This is a genomic window from Candidatus Electrothrix sp. (assembly GCF_052785085.1).
In genome coordinates, this window is record NZ_JALAAI010000008.1 from 25,782 (window position 1) to 49,713 (window position 23,932).

The 23,932-nt window shown below is 53.3% G+C and carries 23 protein-coding genes and 1 pseudogene; all 24 read left to right on the forward strand.

What is annotated here, in order from left to right:
* The first annotated feature begins 32 nt into the window (after positions 1–32).
* The 24 genes and pseudogenes from L2082_RS02555 (at position 33) to L2082_RS02670 (ending at position 23,875) form a co-directional block, all read left to right on the forward strand.
* Positions 33–1,403 (forward strand): DUF2254 domain-containing protein, encoded by a 1,371-nt coding sequence (locus L2082_RS02555; protein WP_446008913.1) that lies wholly within the window; start codon positions 33–35, stop codon positions 1,401–1,403.
* A gap of 46 nt (positions 1,404–1,449) precedes the next feature.
* Positions 1,450–2,616, forward strand: coding sequence for a cardiolipin synthase ClsB (gene clsB, locus L2082_RS02560; RefSeq protein ID WP_446008912.1), 1,167 nt, complete (start codon positions 1,450–1,452; stop codon positions 2,614–2,616).
* Between the two features lie 510 nt (positions 2,617–3,126).
* Entirely contained in the window at positions 3,127–3,990 is an 864-nt protein-coding gene (locus tag L2082_RS02565; RefSeq protein ID WP_446011417.1) for an ADP-polyphosphate phosphotransferase, read from the forward strand.
* A 96-nt stretch (positions 3,991–4,086) separates the two neighbouring features.
* On the forward strand, positions 4,087–5,622 hold the full coding sequence (atpD, locus tag L2082_RS02570; protein WP_446011418.1) for a F0F1 ATP synthase subunit beta: 1,536 nt from the start codon (positions 4,087–4,089) through the stop codon (positions 5,620–5,622).
* Complete coding sequence (locus tag L2082_RS02575) at positions 5,594–6,001, forward strand: F0F1 ATP synthase subunit epsilon (protein ID WP_446011419.1); 408 nt, start codon at positions 5,594–5,596, stop codon at positions 5,999–6,001. Before atpD ends, L2082_RS02575 begins: the two co-directional genes overlap by 29 nt.
* Positions 5,994–6,341 carry an AtpZ/AtpI family protein gene (locus tag L2082_RS02580; RefSeq protein WP_446011420.1) on the forward strand — a complete coding sequence of 116 codons (348 nt, stop codon included), beginning with the start codon at positions 5,994–5,996 and terminating at the stop codon, positions 6,339–6,341. The genes L2082_RS02575 and L2082_RS02580 overlap by 8 nt, the downstream gene beginning before the upstream one ends.
* Positions 6,334–6,678, forward strand: a complete 345-nt coding sequence (locus tag L2082_RS02585; RefSeq protein ID WP_446011431.1) for an N-ATPase subunit AtpR — start codon at positions 6,334–6,336, stop codon at positions 6,676–6,678. The genes L2082_RS02580 and L2082_RS02585 overlap by 8 nt, the downstream gene beginning before the upstream one ends.
* Complete coding sequence (locus L2082_RS02590) at positions 6,662–7,348, forward strand: F0F1 ATP synthase subunit A (protein WP_446011421.1); 687 nt, start codon at positions 6,662–6,664, stop codon at positions 7,346–7,348. The genes L2082_RS02585 and L2082_RS02590 overlap by 17 nt, the downstream gene beginning before the upstream one ends.
* A 39-nt stretch (positions 7,349–7,387) precedes the next feature.
* Entirely contained in the window at positions 7,388–7,669 is a 282-nt protein-coding gene (locus tag L2082_RS02595; protein ID WP_446011422.1) for a F0F1 ATP synthase subunit C, read from the forward strand.
* A gap of 4 nt (positions 7,670–7,673) precedes the next feature.
* Positions 7,674–8,459: a F0F1 ATP synthase subunit delta gene (locus L2082_RS02600; RefSeq protein ID WP_446011423.1), complete on the forward strand. Its 786-nt coding sequence runs from the start codon at positions 7,674–7,676 to the stop codon at positions 8,457–8,459.
* A gap of 185 nt (positions 8,460–8,644) precedes the next feature.
* Entirely contained in the window at positions 8,645–8,809 is a 165-nt protein-coding gene (locus tag L2082_RS02605) for a YqaE/Pmp3 family membrane protein (RefSeq protein ID WP_446011432.1), read from the forward strand.
* Positions 8,810–8,829: 20 nt separating this feature from the next.
* Complete coding sequence (locus tag L2082_RS02610; protein WP_446011424.1) at positions 8,830–10,428, forward strand: alternate F1F0 ATPase, F1 subunit alpha; 1,599 nt, start codon at positions 8,830–8,832, stop codon at positions 10,426–10,428.
* Between the two features lie 150 nt (positions 10,429–10,578).
* Complete coding sequence (locus L2082_RS02615) at positions 10,579–11,754, forward strand: baeRF3 domain-containing protein (protein ID WP_446011425.1); 1,176 nt, start codon at positions 10,579–10,581, stop codon at positions 11,752–11,754.
* Positions 11,755–11,893: 139 nt separating this feature from the next.
* Positions 11,894–13,069, forward strand: coding sequence for a class I SAM-dependent methyltransferase (locus L2082_RS02620; RefSeq protein ID WP_446011426.1), 1,176 nt, complete (start codon positions 11,894–11,896; stop codon positions 13,067–13,069).
* 72 nt (positions 13,070–13,141) lie between these two features.
* Entirely contained in the window at positions 13,142–14,356 is a 1,215-nt protein-coding gene (locus tag L2082_RS02625) for an AI-2E family transporter (protein WP_446011427.1), read from the forward strand.
* Between the two features lie 108 nt (positions 14,357–14,464).
* The gene (locus L2082_RS02630; protein WP_446011428.1) at positions 14,465–15,352 is read left to right on the forward strand and encodes a F0F1 ATP synthase subunit gamma; all 888 of its coding nucleotides are present in this window, start codon (positions 14,465–14,467) and stop codon (positions 15,350–15,352) included.
* Between the two features lie 128 nt (positions 15,353–15,480).
* Positions 15,481–16,227 (forward strand): PRC-barrel domain-containing protein, encoded by a 747-nt coding sequence (locus tag L2082_RS02635; protein WP_446011429.1) that lies wholly within the window; start codon positions 15,481–15,483, stop codon positions 16,225–16,227.
* Between the two features lie 368 nt (positions 16,228–16,595).
* On the forward strand, positions 16,596–18,266 hold the full coding sequence (locus L2082_RS02640) for a heavy metal translocating P-type ATPase (protein WP_446011430.1): 1,671 nt from the start codon (positions 16,596–16,598) through the stop codon (positions 18,264–18,266).
* 296 nt (positions 18,267–18,562) lie between these two features.
* Positions 18,563–19,291 (forward strand): annotated as a pseudogene (locus tag L2082_RS02645) (HAD-IC family P-type ATPase); the annotation flags it as partial.
* 36 nt (positions 19,292–19,327) lie between these two features.
* Positions 19,328–19,717 carry a DUF302 domain-containing protein gene (locus L2082_RS02650; RefSeq protein WP_446008800.1) on the forward strand — a complete coding sequence of 130 codons (390 nt, stop codon included), beginning with the start codon at positions 19,328–19,330 and terminating at the stop codon, positions 19,715–19,717.
* 19 nt (positions 19,718–19,736) lie between these two features.
* Complete coding sequence (locus tag L2082_RS02655) at positions 19,737–20,045, forward strand: SHOCT domain-containing protein (RefSeq protein ID WP_446008801.1); 309 nt, start codon at positions 19,737–19,739, stop codon at positions 20,043–20,045.
* Between the two features lie 184 nt (positions 20,046–20,229).
* Complete coding sequence (gene hflK / locus L2082_RS02660; protein ID WP_446008802.1) at positions 20,230–21,276, forward strand: FtsH protease activity modulator HflK; 1,047 nt, start codon at positions 20,230–20,232, stop codon at positions 21,274–21,276.
* Complete coding sequence (gene hflC / locus L2082_RS02665) at positions 21,273–22,232, forward strand: protease modulator HflC (RefSeq protein WP_446008803.1); 960 nt, start codon at positions 21,273–21,275, stop codon at positions 22,230–22,232. Before hflK ends, hflC begins: the two co-directional genes overlap by 4 nt.
* Positions 22,229–23,875: an FAD-dependent oxidoreductase gene (locus L2082_RS02670; protein WP_446008804.1), complete on the forward strand. Its 1,647-nt coding sequence runs from the start codon at positions 22,229–22,231 to the stop codon at positions 23,873–23,875. Before hflC ends, L2082_RS02670 begins: the two co-directional genes overlap by 4 nt.
* The last annotated feature ends 57 nt before the right edge of the window (positions 23,876–23,932 follow it).

A 23,932-nucleotide genomic window follows, 5' to 3' on the forward strand; every position in this document is an offset into this window, starting at 1 on the left:
CTGGATTTTGGAGAGGATACGGTGAAACCGTCATGAGAGCACAGATTTTCAAAACATGGGATCGCGTTCATTCCAGCTTCTGGTTTCTCCCGGCAGTCATGGCGGGCGGGGCAATAGCGTTGGCCTTTCTGACCGTTGCCCTTGATGCGCCAGTGACAAACTGGGTGCAGCGTAACTGGAGCTGGACATTTACCGGCGGAGCCGAGGGGACAAGCGCCGTGCTGGGGTGCATTGCCGCTTCCATGATTACTCTTGCCGGTGTCGTCTTCTCCATGACCCTGGTCACCCTGTCGCTGGCCTCGACACAGCTCGGCCCCCGTCTGCTTCGCAATTTCATGCGCGACACCACGACCCAGGCGGTCCTCGGCACCTTTATCGCCACCTTCCTCTACTGCCTGCTCGTCCTGCGCACCGTCCGCCGTGCTGATGAAGTCCTCTTCGTCCCCCACCTGTCGGCCTCCCTGGGCGTACTGCTCGCAGTGGTGAGCGTGGGGGTGTTGATCTATTTCATCCATCATGTGTCCGTCTCTATTCAGGCCAACGAAATCGTGGCAGTGGTCGGAACCGAGCTGATCGCGGGTATAGAGCGGATGTTCCCGGAAAACATCGCACAGGGGACGGAACATGGGGCGGAACAGGCTGCGACACGGATTCCGACGGAACCGCCCGATGCCGCTCTCCCGGACGTGTTTGCTCAGGAAGCCTCTCCTTTGATCGCGACCGGGGACGGCTATATCCAGTTCATTGATACAGCTGCCCTGATCGCTCTGGCCGTGGAGGAAGATGTCCTTCTTCGACTGAAGCAGGGTCCCGGACACTATGTCGCGACCGGTTGCCCGCTGGCACTGATATGGCCGGGAGAGCGGCTGTCCGACCGGTTCGCGGACCGCGTCAATGCCGCCTTTGTCCTGGGTAACCAGCGAACGTCCAGGCAGGACATTGAGTTCATGGTCAACCAGCTCGTCGAAATCGCGGTACGTGCCCTCTCCCCCGGAATAAATGACCCGTTCACGGCAATGATGTGTGTGGATCACCTGGGTTCTGCGCTGTGTCGTTTGGTTCGTCGAGACATGCCGTTGCCTTTTTGCCGTGATTCTCAGGATCAGCTTCGGGTCATTATGCCTGTCGTCACGTTTTCGGACCTCACGGACGCGGCGTTCAACCAGATCCGGCAATATGGCCGCTCTAGTGCCGCAGTGACCATCCGCATGCTGGAAACAATCACCGTGGTCGCAGGATTCACACATCGGCTGGAGGACCAGGCCACACTGTTACGGCACGCCAAGATGATCGTCCGAGGGGCACGCGGCGGGCTGTCGGAAAACGACGACCGCCAAGAAGTGGAAAAGCGCTACCGGACCGCGAAGCAGATGTTGAACAAGTCGGCAGATTCCGGCCTCTAAAATGCACGTACGCAGGCAGCACGTTGAATGCGGAGCTTGAACTGCTATGAAACCCCAATTTATTAACGGTAACAGTCTCCAGTTGCTGACAAACGGTGCTGCCTACTTCCTGGCCCTTGAGCAGGCCATCAATACCGCTCAACATGTCGTTTTCCTTGAGACCTACATCTTTGCCGACGACGAAACGGGCAGGCGCATGGCGGCGGCTCTGACGCGGGCCGTAAAGCGCGGGGTGACCGTGCGTGTTCTGGTGGACGGCTTCGGCTCAAATAAAATATTCGACGCTATACATCGACAGCTCTTGATCGACAAGGTGCAGGTGCTGATTTACCACCCGAAGATATCCCCCTTCACTCTGCGACGAAACCGTCTGCGGCGACTGCACCGCAAGCTGGTCATGATCGACTATCGTCTGGGCTTTGTCGGAGGCATCAACATCATTGACGACATGAACTCCTCCCCGGAGGATCCGTCGATCCGCTACGATTACGCCGTGCGCATCGAAGGCCGCTTGCTGGCGATGCTCGCAAAAGAGAACGAAAGGTTGTGGAACAGGATAGCCCTGCTCAATTTCAAGTTGGAATGGCGGACTCGACCACACTCCATACCCGAAGCCGTTCCCTCCGGCAAGCAGCGTGCCGCCCTGGTGGTGCGCGACAATCTGCGCCACCGTTCCGATATCGAAGATGCCTATCTTGAGGCCATCAACCGGGCACAGGAAGAAATCATCATCGTCAACGCGTATTTCTTTCCCGGCAAGCATTTTCGGCGTGCGCTTCGACGGGCGGCCGGGCGTGGCGTACGGGTTATTCTGCTGTTACAGGGACGCACGGAATATGTCTTGTTGCATTACGCTTCCCATGCACTTTACGGAGCCTTTCTCAATGCCGGGGTCGAAATATACGACTACCGGAAAAGCTTCATGCATGCCAAGGTGGCGGTGATTGATAGACGATGGTCCACGGTCGGTTCTTCCAATATTGATCCCTTCAGCCTGCTGTTAGCCCGCGAAGCCAATGCCATCATCGATGATTCGCAGTTTGCCGAAGAATTACGCATCAGCCTTTGTCAGCATATTCAGGATGGGGCCTTGAAAGTGGATCAGGACTCATGGCACAGTCAGCCGCTGTGGCGACGCATCATCAACTGGAGTGCTTATGGCGTTGCCCGATTATTGCTTGGTCTGGCGGGACTTGGCGGCAAGAGTTATTAGCTTTCAAAGTTGCGCAGAGACGTTTTCTGTATACCCTGCATTCCGGCTCAACCGACCGGGACAACAAAACATGAAAGAAGGGAGGCTTGATCAGCTTCGCTGACCACTTTCATAGAAAGGAACCCGGAAAGAGTCCTTGAACCGTTTTGGATTGCTGAAGGAGAGGAAAAACAAATGAAAATTTCTGACTGGCTGGATGAAAAGGAAGAAATCCTTAACATTCATAAATAAAACAGTGGTCTGAGTAAATTGCCGGTCGCCTGCGTTGCAGGAGCGTTGGCAACCGAAACAAACCCAGGAGGAGTCGGCGAATTCGACCTCAAAAGAAAAACAAGCATTTGGTACCGAAATCCAGAGCTAATATGGGGTAACCGTGCTACCATGAAAGATGGGCCGGAGCTGCCCCCTCAATCATCGCGGTTGTGAAAAGAATTTCAAGAGCAAATACGTGGCGGGGATTGTAGCGGAGCCAGCTTCGACAAACGATCAACCAAATATAAAGGACTTGATATGAAGATCAATGCAAAAGATTTTCGGGTTCCTGCGGGGAAGTCGGTTAAGCTCAAACAATGGCCGACGCAGGTGAAGCCGTTGTACAAGTCAAAGAAGAAGTATCACAAAATTCTGGAGCAACACATTGATCAGTTAAGTTCTCTGCAACGCCTCCACTACGCCTCCAATCGCTACTCGCTGCTGCTGATCTTCCAGGCGATGGACGCCGCCGGCAAGGACGGCGCCATCCGGCATGTGATGTCCGGGGTCAACCCGCAGGGCTGTCAGGTTTTCAGTTTTAAACAGCCGAGTGCCGACGAGCTGGAACATGATTTTCTCTGGCGCGCGACCTGCCGTCTGCCGGAACGCGGACGGATCGGTATCTTCAATCGTTCCTACTATGAAGAGGTGCTTGTTGTCCGTGTGCATCCCGATATTCTCAGCAGCCAAAACCTTCCGCAGGAGCTGCCCCAAGGGAAGACGATCTGGACAGACCGGTATCGCTCCATTGTGGATCTGGAAAAGCATCTCCACCGCAACGGCACGCGGATCATCAAATTCTTTCTCCACCTGTCAAAGGACGAACAACGAAAGCGCTTCCTTGACCGCATTGATGAACCGGACAAAAACTGGAAGTTCAACCTTGCAGACGTTCGCGAGAGGAAAAGCTGGCCCCTCTACAGGCAGGCCTATGAGGCGTGCCTGAGTGCCACGAGCACCGCTACCGCGCCTTGGTATGTCGTTCCTGCCGACAATAAAAAGAACGCCCGGCTGATTGTTTCTCAAATCATCCTTGATGCGTTCAACGAACTTGAAATGGCCTATCCTAAGACCACCGCCAAACGCCGCCGTGAATTGCAGGAGATTCGCAAAAAGCTCTGAGACGGTATTGTAAAGATTGCCGTCGCTCAAGTCGGACGCCAGAACACCGCAAAAAAAATCCGGTCATAAATAAGCCAAGAGACCAGGGGGGTAAAAATGAAGGATCAAGCACATTCCACGAATCTCGGCACAGTGGTCTCGGTACGCGGCAGTGTCGTGGATGTACGGTTTGATAAGCAGTTGCCGTCGATCTACTCGGTGCTACGCGCAGGAGCGGACCAACAGATCGTCATCGAAGTGCTGGCGCAGCAGGATGCACAGCATGTGCGCGGAATTGCCCTGACACCCACGCAAGGTCTTGCACGCGGAATGGCGGTGGAGGACACGGGCGGGCCGTTGAAGGCCCCGGTCGGCAAGGGCATTCTTTCGCGCATGTTCGACGTGTTCGGCAACACCATCGACCACGGACCAACACCGACAGATATCCAATGGCGCACTGTCCATCGCGCCCCGCCGACCTTGGCCCAGCGTTCCACCAAGTCCGAGATCTTTGAAACCGGAATCAAGATCATCGACGTGTTGGTGCCGCTGGAACGCGGCGGCAAAGCGGGCCTGTTCGGCGGGGCAGGCGTGGGCAAGACAATATTGCTCACTGAAATGATTCACAACATGATCGGGCAGCAGAAGGGTGTCAGTATTTTTTGCGGGATCGGCGAACGGTCTCGTGAAGGAGAGGAACTGTATCGTGACATGAAAACAGCGGGCGTGTTGCAGAACATGGTGATGGTGTTCGGGCAGATGGATGAGCCGCCGGGCAGCCGGTTTCGCGTGGGCCACGCCGCGCTGACCATGGCCGAGTATTTCCGGGACGACGAGCATCGGGACGTGCTGTTGCTAATCGATAATATTTTCCGCTTTATCCAGGCAGGCATGGAGATGTCCGGCCTGATGGGGCAAATGCCATCGCGCCTGGGTTATCAACCCACAATGGGCACTGAGTTGGCAGGGCTGGAGGAACGCATCGCCAACACCGACACCGGGGCCATCACCTCCATTCAGGCGGTCTATGTACCGGCGGACGATTTGACCGACCCGGCTGCGGTGCATACGTTTTCCCATCTCTCCGCGTCTATCGTGCTTTCGCGCAAGCGAGCTGGCGAGGGGCTTTATCCGGCCATTGATCCGCTGGCGTCCAGTTCCAAAATGACCACGCCGGGTATCGTCGGCCAGCGGCATTACGACTTGGCCCGGGAAATCCGGCGGACGCTTGCCCAATACGCGGAACTCAAAGACATAATTGCCATGCTGGGTCTGGAACAACTGTCGCAGGAGGACCGCAACGTGGTCACCAGGGCCCGCCGCTTGGAACGTTTTCTCACCCAGCCCTTTTTCACGACCGAGCAGTTTACCGGCCTCACAGGCAAGCTCGTCAGCCTTCAGGATGCGCTGGATGGCTGCGAACGAATCCTGGGCGATGAATTCAAAGATTCCCCGGAAAGATCCCTCTACATGATCGGGGCGATTGACGAAGCAAAGGGGCAAGCGAAAGCCGACTCTGCGTCCCGGACTGAGACGCAGGGCGACCCACCGCCTGCCGCCGATTTACAACCCGACTCTCAACCTGATCCGCAATCTGATCCGCAACCAACGCCGGAGGTCGAACATGCAGCAGCCGACACGCATGAATCTTAAAATTCTTCTGCCGTTCCGAATCGTTGCCGACACAACTGGCATTTCGCGCATCGTTGCGGAGACCCTTGAGGGCGCGTTCGGACTCCTGCCGCGCCGACTGGACTGCGTTGCGGCACTCGTGCCGGGGATTCTGATCTACGAACATGCAGGGGAGGCCGAAGTGTACGTGGCTGTTGATGAAGGAATACTGGTCAAGACTGGCCTGGATGTGCTCGTCTCTGTACGCCACGCCATAAGCGGAACAGACCTCGGCAAACTGCGTGAAGCAGTGGACCGGGAGTTTCTGCACCTCAACGAACGAGAGCAGAACGTCCGCTCGGTGATGGCGAAAATAGAGAGCGGTTTTATCCGCCGTTTAGCGGAGTTTCAGCATGAGTGAACAATCAGACAGCAAGCAGGCGCAAGAGGGGACAGCGTTCAGTCGGGAAATCGGCACAAAGGCGGCACGTAAGCTCAAAGCGCAACGTAACGCCACACCGGGTGTCTGGTTCGGCCTGGGCATGATGGGACTGGTCGGCTGGTCCGTGGCCGTGCCGACCTTACTTGGTGCGGTGCTTGGTCTTTGGTTGGATAACCGGCATCCGGGCCAGTATTCCTGGACCCTGGCGCTGTTAATGGCCGGACTTGTGATCGGCTGTTTCAATGTCTGGATTTGGATTGCCAAAGAAGACCAAGCCATGCACGAGGAACAGGAGGATACGGGGGACAATGATGACTGAAACACTGACCTTGACACTGATGCTGACACCGGCCTGGGTTGCCGGAGGAGCACTCGGAGCAATGTTCTTCGGCGGACTGTGGTGGACAGTGCAAAAGGCAGTTTCGTCCACACGACCGGCTTTGTGGTTTTTCAGCAGCTGGCTGCTGCGGATGAGCCTTGCCCTGACCGGATTTTACTTTGTCGCGGGAGGCCAGTGGCAACGGCTGCTGATGTGTCTTCTGGGCTTTGTCATGGCCCGCCCGATTGTGACACGGGTGACACGGGTGACACGGCTTACGACAACACGCATATCTGATGCAGAGACACAGGAGGTCAACGATGCGACTCAGTCCTGACGAGATTATTTTCTGGCAACTCGGTTTTTTCAAACTCAACGCCACCATTATCTTTACCTGGGTGCTGATGCTCGTGCTGGCCATCGGCGCCCGACTCATCACGCACAAACTGTCCGTTGACCTGAAACGTTCCCGCTGGCAGAACCTGCTGGAAATCGTGGTGACCGGCATTGAGCAGCAAATCAAAGAGGTGGGCCTGACCCAGCCTCGGACATATCTCGGCTTTCTGGGCACGCTCTTCCTATTTGTCGCCGCAGCCAGCCTCGGCACCGTTATTCCGGGCTTTGAGCCGCCCACGGGTTCGCTCTCGACCACGACGGCACTTGCGCTGTGCGTGTTTGTGGCTGTGCCGCTGTTCGGCATTGCCGAGCAGGGGATAGGCGGTTTTCTCAAATCCTATGTGCAGCCGACGTTCATCATACTGCCTTTTAACATCATCAGCGAAATTTCACGGACACTGGCCCTGGCCGTCCGTTTATTCGGCAACATGATGAGCGGGGCCATGATTATCGCGATTTTGTTAACGATCACGCCGTTCCTCTTTCCCATTGTCATGACGCTGCTCGGTCTGCTCACCGGCATGGTGCAGGCCTACATTTTCAGCATCCTGGCCGCAGTCTATATCGCGGCCGCCGCCCAAGTCCACAAGACCAAGGTTAAAGCGCAGTAAACCGTTGCAGCATGAACGAGAACAAGCAAAGGAGATACCATGTACGACATGACTATTATTGCGGTGGCATCCATTGTCATTGCCGGCATTACCACCGGTTTCGGGTGCTTGGGGCCTGCCCTGGCTGAAGGTAAAGCTGTCGCGACAGCCCTGAGTTCGCTGGCACAGCAGCCCGACGCCTCGGCCACGATAACCCGGACCCTGTTTGTCGGTCTGGCAATGATCGAATCCACAGCCATTTACTGCTTTGTGGTCTCGATGATTCTGATCTTCGCCAACCCGTTCTGGAATTACGTTATCGCCCAAGCTGCGGGACAGTAGACCTATGTTAATCGATTGGTTTACCGTGGGTGCGCAGGCACTCAACTTTCTTGTCCTGGTGTGGCTGATGAAGCGATTTCTGTACAAGCCCATCCTGCACGCCATTGATGCGCGGGAAGAGCGGATCGCCACGGAATTGGCAAATGCCGACGCGACAAAGGCCGAGGCCCGACAGGAACGCGACGAGTTCCGGGATAAGAATGAGGCAATGGACCGGCAGCGTGCCGCGTTGTTGAGCAAGGCAACAGAAGAGGCACAGGCCGAACATGATCGTCTCCTTGACGAAGCGCGGCAGGCTGCTGCGGCTTTACGTGCAACACAACAGGAAACTTTGAGAAACAAACAAGAGAACCTGCATCAGGCACTCATCCATCGGACGCAGCAGGAAGTTTTTGCCATCGCACGCCGGACGCTGACCGATCTCGCCGGGACGAGTTTGGAAGAACGCCTGGGCGAGGCGTTTACACGCCGCTTGCGCAAAATGGACGACCAGGCAAAAGCAGGACTTGCCAAGGCCCTGGAAAAAACATCCGAGACCGAGCCTGCGCTTGTGCGGAGCGGAGGTGATCTGCCTGCCGAGCAGCGTGCGGCAATACAAAAGGCGGTCAACGAAACCTTTTCGGCTGACATCCACCTCCGGTTCAAGACCGAGCCGGACCTGATCGGCGGTATTGAACTCACCGCGAACGGACAAAAGGTGGCCTGGAGCATTGCGGATTATCTGGCATCGCTGGAAAAGGGGGTCAATGACATCCTGCACGCAAAGGATATACCGGAAGCCGAAGTGTAACACGCCATGAGGCGTTACGCTGTTGAGCATGGTTTTGATCCGATCAAATGCATGGTTTCGATCCAATCAAATGCATGGTTTCGATCCGACCGATTGCATGGTTTCGATCCAATCGAATGCATTCTTGCGGTTCAACCGCGTAACTTTTCATCATATAACGAGGGTATAACATGGAAGAAAATACTATGGATTTTTTGCGTATCATCCTGTCTGTCATCATTCCGCCGGTAGGGGTCTTTTTGCAGGTCGGTTTCGGTCTCCATTTCTGGATCAATATTCTCCTGACCTTATTGGGCTATATTCCGGGGCTGATTCATGCGATCTGGATTATTACAAGAAAAACAAACTGAGGATGAAGGAACCGATAAGCATGGAAACTGAGGAAGCTGAGGGCCTCCAGAACGTTTTCGACAGCGCGTTTGCCCAAATAAGTCAGGTGCGGGAAGCCTTCACGCCGCAACTAATACCCCGTGAGGTGGGCACGATCACCAGCATCGCCACCGGTATCGCCAAGGTGTCCGGCCTGCCCGGCGTGGGCTTTGATGAATTAGTGATGTTTCCCGGAGATGTGCCGGGCATCGCGTTCAACGTGGATGCAGATGAAGTGGGTGTGGTCCTGCTCGGCGAATACTGGCAGCTCCATGCGGGCGATGAAGTCCGACGCACAGGCCGGGTCATGGACGTGGCCGTGGGTGAAGGATTGCTGGGACGCGTTGTTGATCCGCTCGGTCGGCCTCTTGACAGCAACGGGCCGGTGCCCGCCAAGGAACGTCTGCCCATCGAACGACCTGCCCCGCCCATCATGGACCGCGCACCTGTTACTGTGCCGCTTCAATCCGGTCTCAAAGTCATTGATGCGCTTATTCCCATCGGGCGCGGCCAGCGCGAGTTGATTCTGGGTGACCGGCAGACCGGCAAGACGACCATTGCCATTGACACCATTCTTAACCAGCGCGACCAGAATGTGTTGTGCGTGTATTGCGCCATCGGCCAGCGTGCGTCCGCTGTGGCCAAGGCCGTGGCCACCCTGCGGGAAAAAGGCGCGATGGACTACACCGTCCTTGTGGTGACCGAGGGCAACGACCCGCCCGGCCTTACCTACATCGCTCCTTACGCCGCGACCAGCATTGCGGAACATTTCATGGAAGCGGGTCGAGACGTGCTGATAGTGTACGACGATCTCACCCATCACGCCCGGGCCTACCGCGAACTCTCGCTCCTGTTGCGCCGTCCGCCCGGTCGCGAAGCCTTTCCCGGCGATATCTTTTATATCCACTCGCGGCTGCTGGAACGCGCAACCCATCTGCGCGAGGAACTCGGCAACGGCTCGCTCACTGCCCTGCCCATCATCGAAACCGAAGCGCAGAACATCTCCGCCTACATTCCAACCAACCTGATTTCCATCACGGACGGGCAGATCTACCTTTCGCCGTCCCTGTTTGAATTGGGCGTGCTGCCTGCGGTTGATGTGGGCAAATCCGTTTCGCGGGTCGGCGGCAAGGCGCAACGAGCGGCCTTCCGCGCGGTGGCGGGCGACCTTAAGCTTGCTTATGCTCAATTCGAGGAACTGGAGACCTTTGCCCGGTTCGGTGCCCGCCTGGATGAAGATACCCGCAAGATTATCGAACATGGACGGCGAATCCGCGCCTGCCTCAAGCAGCCGGAATTCACCCCGGTGGCCGTGCCCGCACAAATCGCCGTGCTGCTGGCCTTAACCGCCGAGCTGTTCGACAAGGTGCCGCCGGAGCGGATGACGGATGCGGAGCAGGCCGTGCGCAAGGCGGCAGCGGATATCCCGGCGGAGGTCTGCGAGCGACTGGAGACTGCCGACAAGTTGAGCGACGAAGATCGTGCAACGATCATTGCAATCGCCCGCAAATCGCTCAAAGGATTCCAGCCCGTGTCGGAACCGGAGGAGGAGCCGAAAGACCAACCGGAGGTTCAGTCTGCGTCCGAGGAGGAGTCTTGAGCGACACTTGAGCGAGACCAGGGCGAGTCTGCGCCCGTATATCAGCGACACCGAAGATATTCAATGTTGGCGATCTTACATTTCCTACATTTCTGTTTGGCAATTTTTGAGTTTTTGTCGTGACTGAATCACGAAAAAGGAGAAACGAAAATGACACAGAAGACTACTTTGCTTACTATCGAGTCATTGGCCGAATTGGCATCGGCTCACCAGCCGCCCTGTCTCTCACTTTACCAGCCGACCCATCGGCATCATCCCGATAATCAACAGGACCGAATCCGTTTTGGAAATCTTGTAAAAGAGCTGAAGATGTCGCTCCAGCAACAGTATCCGGGGGTCGAGCCCCGGCTCCTTCTGGAACCGTTTGAAGCCCTGGCTGACGATCATGCCTTCTGGAACCTTACGCTGGATGGATTGGCCGTGCTGGGCGGGCCGGACCTGTTTCGAGTGTTCCGGCTTCAGCGGCCGGTTGTCGAATTAACCGTCGCGGCCGACAGCTTTCACACCAATCCCTTGCGTCGTTTTCTGCAATCGGTCGACCGCTATCAGGTTCTGGGATTGAGCCTTGACAATATCCAGCTCTTCGAGGGGAACCGCGACGCATTCGACGAGATCGATCCAGCACCGGGAGTCCCGCAGACAATCACCGAGGCACTGGGCGATGAGCTGACCGACTCTCATCTGACCGTCGCCTCTTATGGCGGTGTCGGTCAGGCGAGCACGTCGGCGCACCATGGACATGGCGGTAAAAAGGACGACTTGAAAATTGATACGGAGCGGTTTTTTCGAGCCGTCGACCGTGCAGTGCTCGAACACCATTCCCGCACATCCTGTCTGCCGTTGATCCTGGCGGCGTTGCCGGAGTATCATCATCTTTTCCACCAGATCAGCCATAATCCGTTTCTGATGACAGAAGGACTCACTATCAATCCTGATGCCCTGCCGATCGATGAACTTCGGGAACGCGCCTGGCAAGTCATCAAGCCGCAGTATCAGGCGCGGATGGCCGCACTGACCGACGGATTCGCTGTGGCGAAATCCAAGGGGCTTGGCAGTGAGGACTTGGCAGAGGTTGCACGGGCTGTGGTCACCGGGCGGGTCGCTACGCTGCTGATCGAGGCCGACCGCCAAATCGCCGGCCGGCTCGACCGCTTGACAGGGCGGGTCGAAGTTGCGAACCTGAGCCACCCGCAAGTCGATGACCTATTCGACGATCTGCTTGACGATCTGGGCGAACTGGTACAGAAGTCGACCGGGCAGGTCCTGATCATTCCGACCGAGCAGATGCCGGGGCTGTCGGGACTGGCCGCAATCTACCGGTATTGAGCCAATAAGACCATCGGGCGGTTGCGCTATCAAAAGAGTCGCGGGGCTGCCCCGTCCCCATACGGGACGAAATTCGCGGAGTTCACCGACCTCTAACCACAAATTCTGCGGAAGAGGCCTTTTCTGAAAGGAGATAAGGATGGAACAATTTTCCGAAGTTTCATTGGCAACGCGTTATGACAGAATCTTCCAGCGGATTCAAAAACGGATCGCCGACAAGCTACGGCTCCCGATTGAGATCCAGTTATGGGGCGGGCAAGTCTATCGTCTGGGAAAAGGTGATCCCGCAGTCAAGATACTGGTGGAGGATCGTCAGGGCCTGGCGGCGCTGCTCAAATTGGATGAGGTGAAAATTTGCGAAGCGTACATGGCAGGCAGTCTGGATGTTGCCGGTGACATGCTGGGGTTTGCCAGTCTCCGCGGGCTATTGAGCGACCGCCATCCGCTGCAATCCATGTGGCAGCGAATAGCGCCATACTTTGTCGGCCGGGTACGGAGCAACCGGCAGGCCATTGCAGGACACTATGACTTCAGCAACGAATTTTATCTCAAGTTCCTGGACCAGACCCGCTGCTATTCGCAAGCCGTTTTCGCAGGGGACGACGAGAGCCTGAAAACCGCCCAACGACGCAAACTTGATTTTGCCATCAATGCCTGCGGGCTGAAACCGGGAGATTGCGTCCTGGATGTTGGTGGTGGCTGGGGCAGTTTCACAGAACATGCCGGACGACGCGGCATTCAGGTCACTTCCCTGACCATTTCACAGCAGTCCAATATCTTTCTGACCGACCTGATAGCAAAGCAGCAGCTTCCCTGTAAAGTGTTTAACCAGGATTTCTGGGAGCACAGTTCCCCCGCTCCTTACGATGCCATTGTTATTCTTGGGGTGATGGAGCATCTGCCCGACTATTCGGCGGTGCTGAGGCATCTACAAGAGTTGCTGAAACCCGGAGGGCGCGTCTATCTTGATGCCAGCGCCTACCGAGAAAAGTATTCCAAAGCCACTTTCGTGTCCCGTTACATCTTTCCGGGCGACCATGCCTACTTCTGCCTGCACGCGTTCCTGGCCGAAGTGGCGAAAAGCCCGTGGGAGGTGTTGGAGGTCTATAACGACCGGCGAAATTACTACCTCACCTGCAAAGCATGGGCTGAGAACCTGGAAGCCGCCCGTGATGAAATTATCAACCGCTGGGGAGACATGCTTTATCGTCGTTTTCGACTGTATCTCTGGGGATCAGCTGAGGCATTTCGCAGTCGCGGGATGGATGCGTACCGGGTAGTTCTGGAGCATACTGAGTCTGTCAGCACTTCATAATCTGGGGCTTGGTCCTATTTTATGGATATTAACCGTTGAATTTTGACTGACAAATCGGGTGACAGGATAACAATGGAAAAAAACATGCCAAACAATCAAAAAATAGAAGAAAGGCCGCGCTCGTTCCTTTCCTATTTAATACCGGGAGCGGTGCTGTTTGCGTTCATCCAAACATTCTCGCTGCTGTCTCCTATTCTGTTTTCGTTTCTGATGATTGTGTTGATCTCGCTCGCAGTCAATCCGGTGATCTCACGGATGCGGGCTTTGAAGGCCGGAAGAAAAAGCGCGACCGGGCTGATCGTGTCGGCATTAGTTGTGGTAATTGCCTTGACGGGCTGGGCTTTCTTTGGGCCGATGAATAACGCTATCACCAAGCTCTCGGAACGGTTACCCTCTTACTGGGAACGTCTCCAAAAGCCCCTGATCAAAATGGAGCAACAAGCAGTGCTTTCCGAGGAAAAACTCCAGACAGAAGTCACCACTGAAATTGCCCGGACTGCGACAGATGAGGTCAAACCCGAAGCCGCTCGACAAACCTCTCAACCGGTTTCGCCAAAAACTAGGAAAGAATCGGAATCTATTCGTTCTAGGCTAAGCCAGATGATTCAGGGTGTGGTCGGCAGCTTCACAGTGGTTGCGTTCAACACGGCTCAGGTGCTGATCGTACTGGCGACGATCTTCTTCGGCGTAATCTTTACGCTAATGAATCCACGCCCGATTTTCAGCACCTTTTTTTTGATTGTACCTGAGCGCCACCATGAACAGACCTTGATCATCCTGCAACGGGTTGGAAGATTTGTTCCCACTTGGGCATTTGCGACACTGCTGGCGATGCTGTCAGTCGGCGTGTTGGTGTTTCTCCTCATGTGGCTCTTCTTCGGATTTTGGGATGCCTTGGTGCTGGGGGTGATCGCGGGATTCTTCGAAGCGATTCCCTACCTAGGGCCCATTCTGAGCGCGGTACCTGCCCTCTTGTTCGCTATGGGCGAAGGCGGCATAACGCCATTCTGGGTTTTGCTCGCCTACCTCGCCGTGCAGGTCTTAGAAAACAATATAATCTGCCCCCTGATCATGGCGCGTAGCATGAAGCTCCATTCGGTGGCGGTGATCTTTTCCATGCTCTTATGCGTCGCCGCCTTCGGGGTGCTGGGGGTTTTGATCGCCGCACCCCTGGTTGCCATTGTAAATATCGTACACGACGAGCTTTATCGAAAACGCTTTCTTCCAACGGTAACGGACGCAGACCTGGATCGTCTATCACAAATGGTTCTGCGCGAGAAGCATTGATATCTATTGATAATAATCGTTGAATAGTGACTGATAAACCGGGAGATCCACACCCGGCGGCAAGTTCAACGTATAAGGCGATGATACGCCTAAACCCGAGGAAACATCATGAGCGAGACTACGGCGAGTCTGCGCCGAAAAATCAGCAGTGCCGGAGATCTCCAATCCGTCGTCCGCACGATGAAGGCCTTGGCCGCTTCGAGCATCGGACAATACGAAAAATCGGTGAGTGCGTTGGCCGACTACAATCGCACGGTGGAGCTGGGGTTGAGCGTCTGTTTCCGTGGTGCCGGTTCAACGGCATTTTTAACTGGAGGCACAGGACAAGCGGATACGGTTGAGGTAAACGCGGTCGTGTTCGGTTCCGATCAGGGATTGGTGGGCCAATTTAATGACGTGGTGGCCGATTACGCGATGAAGACCCTCGCAACGCTGCCCGGCAGACTTCAGGTCTGGGCTGTCGGCGAACGTGTTCATGCACGTTTGACCGATGCGGGCCTGCCTTTGGTCGGCCTCTTCGGGGTACCGAATTCCGTCAAGGCCATCACCCCGCTCGTCGGGCAGATTCTGGTGGAAAGCGAGGCAGGTCGCAGCCCGGACGAGGGCGTTGCGCCGCTTTACCTTTTCTACAACCGCCCCGGATCGGGCTCGGTTTATGCACCGGTTAGTCAGCGGTTGCTGCCTTTGGATGAAAACTGGCGACGCAAGCTCGCCAAGCTTCCTTGGCCGACAGGAAACTTACCCGAGATCATGGGCGACAGCACGACTCTGCGCGCACTCATCCGCGAATATCTTTTTGTTTCGCTCTTCCGGGCCTGCGCCGAATCACTTGCAAGCGAAAACGCGAGCCGCCTAGCGGCAATGCAGCGTGCCGACAAAAACATCGACGAATTGCTGGAGAGCCTCAATCGGACGTTCCATAGTTTGCGCCAGAGCGGCATTGACGAGGAACTGTTCGATGTCGTCTCGGGTTTTGAATCGCTGAAGAATAGCTGAACATCAAGGAAAAATGATACGGCAGGTATTGACGGCGGGTATTGACGTTATTAAAAGCTGTTCCCCCTGTATCAGGGGATCTGTGGAGGTTATGCACTTATTATACAAATTCAGAAAGGAGATAAAAAATGTTACGCAGTGTAAAAGAGATTCACAATTATGTCCTACAGGCAGAAGATGGGGAGATCGGCCGTTGCAAAGATTTATTATTTGATGACCGTTTTTGGACCATTCGGTACATGGTGGCGGACACGGGCAAATGGTTACCGGGACGAAAGGTCCTTTTATCTCCCATTTCACTTGGCGAACCCGACTGGAGTTCCAGAGTTTTTCCAATCCGGTTGACGAAAAAACGGATCGAAGAAGCACCGGGACTTGATAAAGACGCACCGGTCAGCAGACAGCATGAAATCCTTTGGACCCAATATTACGGCTGGCCTTATTACTGGGGTGGTGGCCCTTATGCATGGGGAGCCGTGACTTACCCGGGAGTGTTATATGATCAAATATTGCCAGAAAATAAGACTACCGAAGTGGATTCAGGAGATGATCATCTCCGTTCTGTTCATGAAGTAACGGGTTACCACATTCAAGCGACAGATGATGAGGTTGGCCATGTGGAAGACTTTATCGTAGATGATGAGACTTGGATTATCCGGTATATGGTAGTAGACACCCGCAATTGGTTGCCGGGGAAGAAGGTGCTGGTGCCGCCGACCTGGATAGATTCGGTAGACTGGACGGATAATAAGGTGAGTGTTGCTCTGACCAGAGAGCAGGTCAAGGACAGCCCGGAATATGACCCTTCGACTGTGGTGAACCGTGAGTATGAAGTACGGTTATACGATTTCTACGGTCGTCCGAAATACTGGTAACAACCTGAGTTCGACCTAATGAATCCAGTAATCATGCATGGTTCAGTTTCGCAATTGCTGGTCTGATTGCCCCGGCTACGGGGTACAGATACGTGAAGCTTGCCGCCCATTACGGCAAAGGGGGCGGAGCGTTCACTTTTCTCCGCGAGATCAATGCAGAGGGGTTTGCCTGGAGCCTCACGTTCCTGTTCACGTTTGCCGTCGTGTGCGGACTCGCTTTTTATCAAGGTGCTGGCGTGCGTTTGCGAATCGCTCGAAGCCGAACCTGCCTTGTGCGCAGGGAAAGAGAAACAAACGAAGGATGGAGCAGTGGGAGCGTTGGACGAACCACACCCTGAAGTTTTCTTGTAAAAAAAGGAGAAAAGAACATGAATCAGGAGCACGCGCATCATCACCATGATCAAACACCTCATCCGGATAAAGCGGCAGAGGGAAACGTCCTGAAAGACCCGGTCTGCGGCATGGACGTCGGCAAGGATAGCCCCCATCATACCGAACAGGGAGGAGAGAAAATCTATTTTTGCAGCGAAAATTGCCTGAAAAAATTTAAGGAAAATCCCTCGGCTTATCCTGCAAAACATGAACAGGCGGCAAAAAGTGATGAACCGGAAGTCCATGCTACCGAAAAAGAAGATGTTCTTTACACTTGTCCCATGCACCCGGAAATTTTGGAGGACCGGCCCGGCAGTTGCCCAAAATGCGGCATGGCCCTGGAATCAAAAGGTGAGACGGGTCAGGAGGATGAAAATCCCGAACTGGCCGACATGCGCCGCCGGTTCTGGGTCAGCCTGATCCTTACGCTGCCGGTTTTTATTATGGCCATGAGCGACCTGGTTCCCGGTAACCCATTGGCGCGGGTCGTCTCGAAAAATGTCCTTGTCTGGATCGAATTGGTGTTGGCCACACCCGTCGTGTTGTGGTGCGGCTGGCCGTTTTTTGTGCGGGGCTGGCAGTCCGTCGTTTCCTGGAATCTCAATATGTTCACCCTGATTGGACTGGGTGTGTCGGTTGCTTACATCTACAGCCTGATCGCGGCAATATTCCCGGAAATATTCCCGGCTTCCTTCAGAGGAAAAGAGGGCGCTGTGGCTGTTTATTTTGAAGCCGCTGCCGTCATCGTTACCCTGATTCTGCTGGGGCAGGTTCTGGAATTGAAGGCCCGCGGCCAGACCAGCTCAGCCATCAAGGCCCTGTTGGAGCTGGCTCCCAAAACCGCCCGAATAATCCGGGATGACGGCACTGAAGAAGATATTCCACTCGAAGAGGTGCAGTCCGGCAATAAGTTGCGGGTGCGACCGGGCGAGAAAGTACCGGTTGACGGAGTCGTCGCTGAAGGGAAAAGCTCGATCGACGAGTCAATGGTCACCGGTGAGTCCATGCCTGTAGAGAAAAATAAGGGTGACAAATTAATCGGGGCAACGGTCAACAGTACAGGAACGCTGATCATGGAAGCCAAACGGGTAGGATCAGAGACACTGTTGGCGCAGATCGTCCACCTGGTTTCCGAGGCTCAACGCAGCCGCGCCCCCATCCAGAAAGTGGCCGATGTGGTGGCCGGTTATTTTGTGCCAGCAGTCGTGGGATCAGCCGTCATTACCTTTATTGTGTGGAGTATATTCGGTCCCGATCCGAAAATGGCGCATGCTTTGATTAATGCGGTAGCCGTACTCATTATTGCCTGCCCCTGCGCCTTGGGTCTGGCCACCCCCATGTCGATCATGGTGGCTACCGGCAGGGGGGCCTCCATGGGAATCCTGTTCAGAAATGCCGAGGCCATTGAAGTCATGCGGAAAGTGGACACGCTGGTAGTGGACAAAACCGGCACACTCACCGAAGGCAAGCCCAAGGTCGTTGCTGTCAGTACAGTTGCTGGCGGCAATGAGACGGAAATGCTGCGTCTGGCCGCCAGTCTTGAGAAAGGGAGTGAACATCCGTTGGCAGCGGCCATCGTTAATGGTGCCGAAGAAAGAGATATCGACTTGGTCGAAGCCGCCGATTTTGAATCGAAGACCGGCAAAGGTGTTAACCCAACTTTGTGAGAATAATTATCAAACTTGATTTAACTGCCTGATTGTTCGTTGGGTGTAAAATTACTTTTTCCGTAATATTTAATAGTTACATTGTCTAACCGTTTTGCGGTGCCAAGAAGTGGCCCTTTTGGCTTGAAATCACCGAGTTTTCGTGTATACTATTGTCATGCTCATCAGAAAAATGTTATCATATTGGAATTATAAGAAAAAATAAAAATTAAAAATATGTGGTGCCAAGAATGACTTCCCGAAAGACTTAACCTGTTGATTTCAAAGTAATTGCGATCTCCGTGTCACAAAGTTGGGTTAAAGGCAGTGTGGATGGCAAACAGATCGTCTTCGGTAATATCAAACTTTTTGAGGAATTGAAGATAGATGTGCAGGAACTGGCCTCCAAAGCCGAAACCATGCGCAAGGATGGCCAGACCGTCATGTTTGTCGGGGTTGACGGGAAGCTCGCAGGCCTGATAGGCGTGGCAGACCCGATCAAGGAGACCACCGCCGAGGCGATCAAACTGCTTCATCAGGATAATATCCGCATTGTCATGTTGACCGGCGACAGTGATACCACGGCCCGGGCGGTGGCCGCCAAACTCGATCTGGATGAGGTGGTGGCCGAAGTTCTGCCGGGCCAGAAAGCCGAGGCGATCAAGAAGTTTCAAGATGACGGCCGGATTGTGGCCATGGCCGGGGACGGCGTCAACGACGCACCCGCTCTGACCCAAGCGCACGTCGGTATTGCCATGGGCACCGGTACCGATATTGCCATGGAAAGCGCGGGCGTTACACTGGTCAAGGGAGATCTCAGGGGCATTGTCCGCGCCCGTTTGTTGAGCAGTGCCACCATGCGCAACATCAAACAGAATCTGTTTTTCGCTTTTGTATATAACTCGGTGGGGGTGCCGATTGCAGCCGGTGTGCTGTATCCTGCTTTCGGCCTGCTGTTAAGCCCGATGATCGCGGCGGCGGCAATGAGTTTCAGTTCCGTGTCGGTTATCGGCAATGCACTGCGGTTGCGCAACGTCAAGATTTGAAGAATTTTCGTAAAACCCTATAACAGAGGTTTAAAAATGATTGATTACGGATTTACAAAAGAAATTGACACTTCGTTTGAAAAAACACTGGATAACGTTACAAACGAGTTGAAAAAGGAAGGTTTTGGTATCCTGACACAAATTAACGTATCGGAAAAATTCAGGGAAAAACTGGATATCGACTTTAAAAAGTACATGATACTGGGTGCATGCAGCCCGCCGAGTGCCCACAAAGCTATTCTTGCCGAGGAAAATATCGGGTTGATGCTTCCCTGCAATGTCGTGATTTTCGAAAAGCAGAATAAAACCGTTGTTTCAGTCATCAAACCGAAAGTGGCTATGAAAATGATCGGCAATGCTGAATTGGAGCAGATTGCTTCCGCAATCGAAAAGAAGTTGAAGAAAGTTTTTGATTCAATAAGTTAAGGAGGTAAAGAAAATGCTTATGAAAAGAATATTCTCTGCTTTGGCAAATCTTATACCACTGACGTTTGTTGCCTGTGCACAGGGTCCGGGCAACTTTATGGGCGGCAGGGGCCATATGATGGGATACGGTTATGGAGGAGGGTTTATGTGGTTAATCATTTTGGTTTTATCGGGTATCGGTATTTATTTCCTGATTCGGATTTCAAAATCAAAAGGCTCCGATAGTTCGCTCATTGAAACGCCTTTGGATATTTTGAACAGGCGATATGCAAATGGTGAAATCAATAAAGAGGAATTTGACCGGATGAAAAATGATTTGGAATCATAAAATTAACTTTAAATCTTGAAAATACCAAAGCACCCCTGCCGGATTATGCAAAGATCATGAACCATGTCCGCCATCTCAGGAACCGGTTTGGAAGAGGAGCAGGAATCCATATAGTCCAAAGGTATTCGCCCTGAACAAACAAGCGTTGATGAAGCTGATCGGCTCATTAATGAGGAGGTAAGTTATGACTGAACGGAATCAACCCCTAGGGGGATCCAAACCGACGTTGGATGATGTGCTGAAGAAAATTCGAAAACAGTTTGAAAAATTCAAAGGCGGGCCGGTCCTCATCCTTGTCGTTGCCGTGGTGGTGGTCTTATGGACTTCATGGTTCACCGTCCAACCGGAGGAGACGGGGATTGTACAGCGCTTCGGCAAGGTTATGCGCACGGCCGATCCGGGACTGCATTTCAAATTCCCTTATGGTATCGAAAAGGTCAGTCTGCTGCCCACGGCCCGCGTACTCAAAGAAGAGTTCGGGTTTCGGACGGTCGCGGTTTCCACCGTTCCCGGTGAAAAGACCCGCTATGATACGCGCGGTGCCTACAAGGACGAGTCGCTGATGCTCACCGGGGATTTGAACGTCATCGATGTTCAGTGGATCGTCCAGTACCGCATCGAAGACCCGATCAGATATCTGTTTCAGGTACGCGACACTTCGAAAACAATCCGCGACACTAGCGAGGCGGTCATGCGCCGAGCGGTCGGCAACCGTCTGGGCAGCGATGTACTGACCACCGGGCGGGTGGCAGTGGCCAGTGAAGCTAAAAACGAGATCCAGAAAATCCTGACAACCTATGAATCCGGAGTACGTCTGGTTACCGTCGAACTTCAGGATGTAACTCCGCCGGATACGGTTAAACCGGCCTTCAATGAAGTCAACGAGTCCCGTCAGGACAAAGAGCAAACGATTAATAAAGCCCAGGAACAGGCCAACCGGGAAATCCCCAAAGCCCGAGGGGTGGCTACGCAAAGCATCAGTGAGGCCGAAGGTTACGCACTGGAACGCGTAAACCGGGCCCAAGGAGAGGCCACCCGTTTTGAGGCCATTTTAGGACAATACGAACAGGCACCGCAGGTCACACGCCGGCGGCTGTATCTGGAGGCCATGACCGGTTTCCTGTCAGCCATGAAAGGGCTCTATATTGTGGATAAGGACCAGAAGGCCATGGTGCCCTGGCTCCCATTGGAATCCAGCGGGCAACCATCAACACAAGGGAGGCAACCATGAAGTTTACCTTGAAGGCAGTCATCATCGCGATTGTGCTGGTGATCGGTATCGCACTCTATGGCGGTCTATATACATTGGAAGAAGGTCTGCAGGCCATAGTCGTGCAGTTTGGCCGACCTGTCGGGGAACCGGTGACCAAGGCGGGACTGCACATGAAACTGCCCCTTGTGCAGGAGGTCCGGCGATTCGAAAAGCGTCTGCTGGTCTGGGACGGCGACCCCAACCAGGTTCCCACCAAGGGGCGCGAGTTCATCTGGGTGGACACCACCGCCCGATGGCGGATTGCCGATGCGAAAAAATTTCTGGAGAATGTGGCCAGCGAAGAGGGGGCCCAGTCGCGCTTGAATGATATACTCGATTCGGTGGTACGCGACCAGGTGTCGAGCAGTGAACTCGTTGAACTCGTGCGCAGCGCATCGTGGAAAGTGCCCGAGGACGAGGCTCTGAAGGAAATCCCCAAGGAGCGCGAAGAAGAGCTAAAAAGGGAGATTGCCCGGGGCAGGGAGGAGATTACCCGCACGATATTGACTGAGGCACGAAAGATCATCCCGCAATACGGCATCGAACTGGTGGATGTGCGCATCAAACGCCTGGATTACGTGGAAAGTGTCCGCGAAAAGGTCTATGAACGCATGATCTCCGAGCGCAAACGGATCGCCGCGCAGTTCCGCTCCGAAGGTGAGGGCCGCAGTGCCGAGATCCTCGGCACAATGGAAAAAGAGCTGCGCCAGATCCGCTCAACGGCCTACCGCCAAGTGCAGGAGGTCCAAGGCAAAGCCGACGCTGAAGCGACGCAAATCTACGGCCAAGCGTACAATAAAAATCCAGAATTCTATGCTTTTTTGCGCACCCTTGAAAGCTACAAGGAGAAAACGAATAAGAATTCAGTACTGATCCTCACCACGGACAGCGACTTCTATCAATATATCAAGCAGGCGAGCCCTGGGGAAAAATGAAATCTATAGTTATTTTTGGAGCTGGTATAGCTGGATTGAGTGCTGCCCATGAATTAATCCAATTAGGATACACTGTTTCGGTGTATGAAGCTCTTGATCAGCCGGGTGGATTCTTTAGAAGCTCCCGGCTTGGTAAAGACAATATGCCTTCGGAATATTCCTGGCACGGTATGGGGCCTTGGTATCATAATGCTTTTGATTTAATGAAAAAAATTCCTTTTAATGAAAAAGGAAGCATCTATGATTCAGCCCTCTCCCGCCCCGTTGATTTTGGAATTTTCCCTGATACCGATAAAGCACAATTTTACGACGAAGGACTTAAAAGTATTCCTAAAATGTTCAGGATGAACACGTTTGAATTTATTAAATGGTCTTATTTGATGCTTAAAACATGGACCGCCAATAATCGAAGTAAAATAAAATATGCCGGACGTAATGCGGCTCAAGCCTGGCAACCTTTACTTAGAGATAAAGCCTATAAAACCTGGCGTTCCTGTTTTGGTCCGTGGATTGGCTCGGATTGGTCAAATGTTTCATTACACACTACCGGTGATTTTTTCAGAAAACAACTGACCACAAAAGCCGCACACCGACATAAAGCTGATCAATATGGTCCCGCGTGGACGCAAGGAACCGGAGCCGGTTGGCTGCTGTTTACAGGCCCCAGCAGTGAATACTGGTTTAATCCTTGGGTTAAGTACCTTAAAGAAAAAGGAGTAAACTTCTATTGGGAGAAAGCTCTGACAAAATTAGAGTTTGATGGAACGACTATAATCTCTGCTTTTTGTGGCGAAGAAAAAATTCAAGGCGACATTTATATTTTAGCCATTAATCCTTTTATTACGGCTGATATTTTAAGCCAGACCCCCGCGCTTGAGAGGCAGGCGGAGTTAAATTTATTTAAACCCCTTATTCAAGACGGCCCTCATACTCAAGTCTCTTTTAGAGTTGCATTTGCCGAAGAAATTAAATTTCCGCGAAAGAGGACTGCCGTTGTGGTCAGTGATTCCGAATTTAATTTAACCCTTTTCGCCGAAGAACAAGTTTGGGGCAACGAAGTGGATTTAGGGCGAGATATTAAATCTCTTTGGACGGGTACATCTTGTATTAGCAGCGTTCCGGGAAGGATTTACCATAAGCCGGTAAATACTTGTATGAAAGAAGAATTTATCGAAGAAGTTAAAGCACAAATTTTAAGTTGCGGTGCGCTTGATGAATTAATCAAAGAGGCTAATAATGGTAAAGGATTAAAAGAATTTCCAATTATTAAAATTGAAGTTTGGCATGAGTGGGAATTTTCCGCTGAAGGGATTACATCTCTTCAGCCTAAATGGGTTAATTCAACGCATACCCAGGCATATTTACCTGCCCAGAAAACGCCGGTTTCAAATCTATTTTTAGCCGGAGCCCACACGAAGACGCAAGCTCAAGTATGGAGTATTGAAGGTGCTGTGGAAAGCGGCAGAAGAGCCGCAAAAGCGATTGACGAGAAAGTTGAAGTTTTAGACCAACATCAACCCCTGTGGATTAAAAGTTTATCCAAAATTGATGATATTTTATACGCAATTAAAGCACCACAACTTATCGATTGTATTTTTTTATCTCTAATTATATTTTTCCTTTGGCTTTTTTTTCTTTCATAAATTTCGGCAACAGTATCCGGTTAATGACCTGTTTTATATTTGTTTGGAATGAATCCG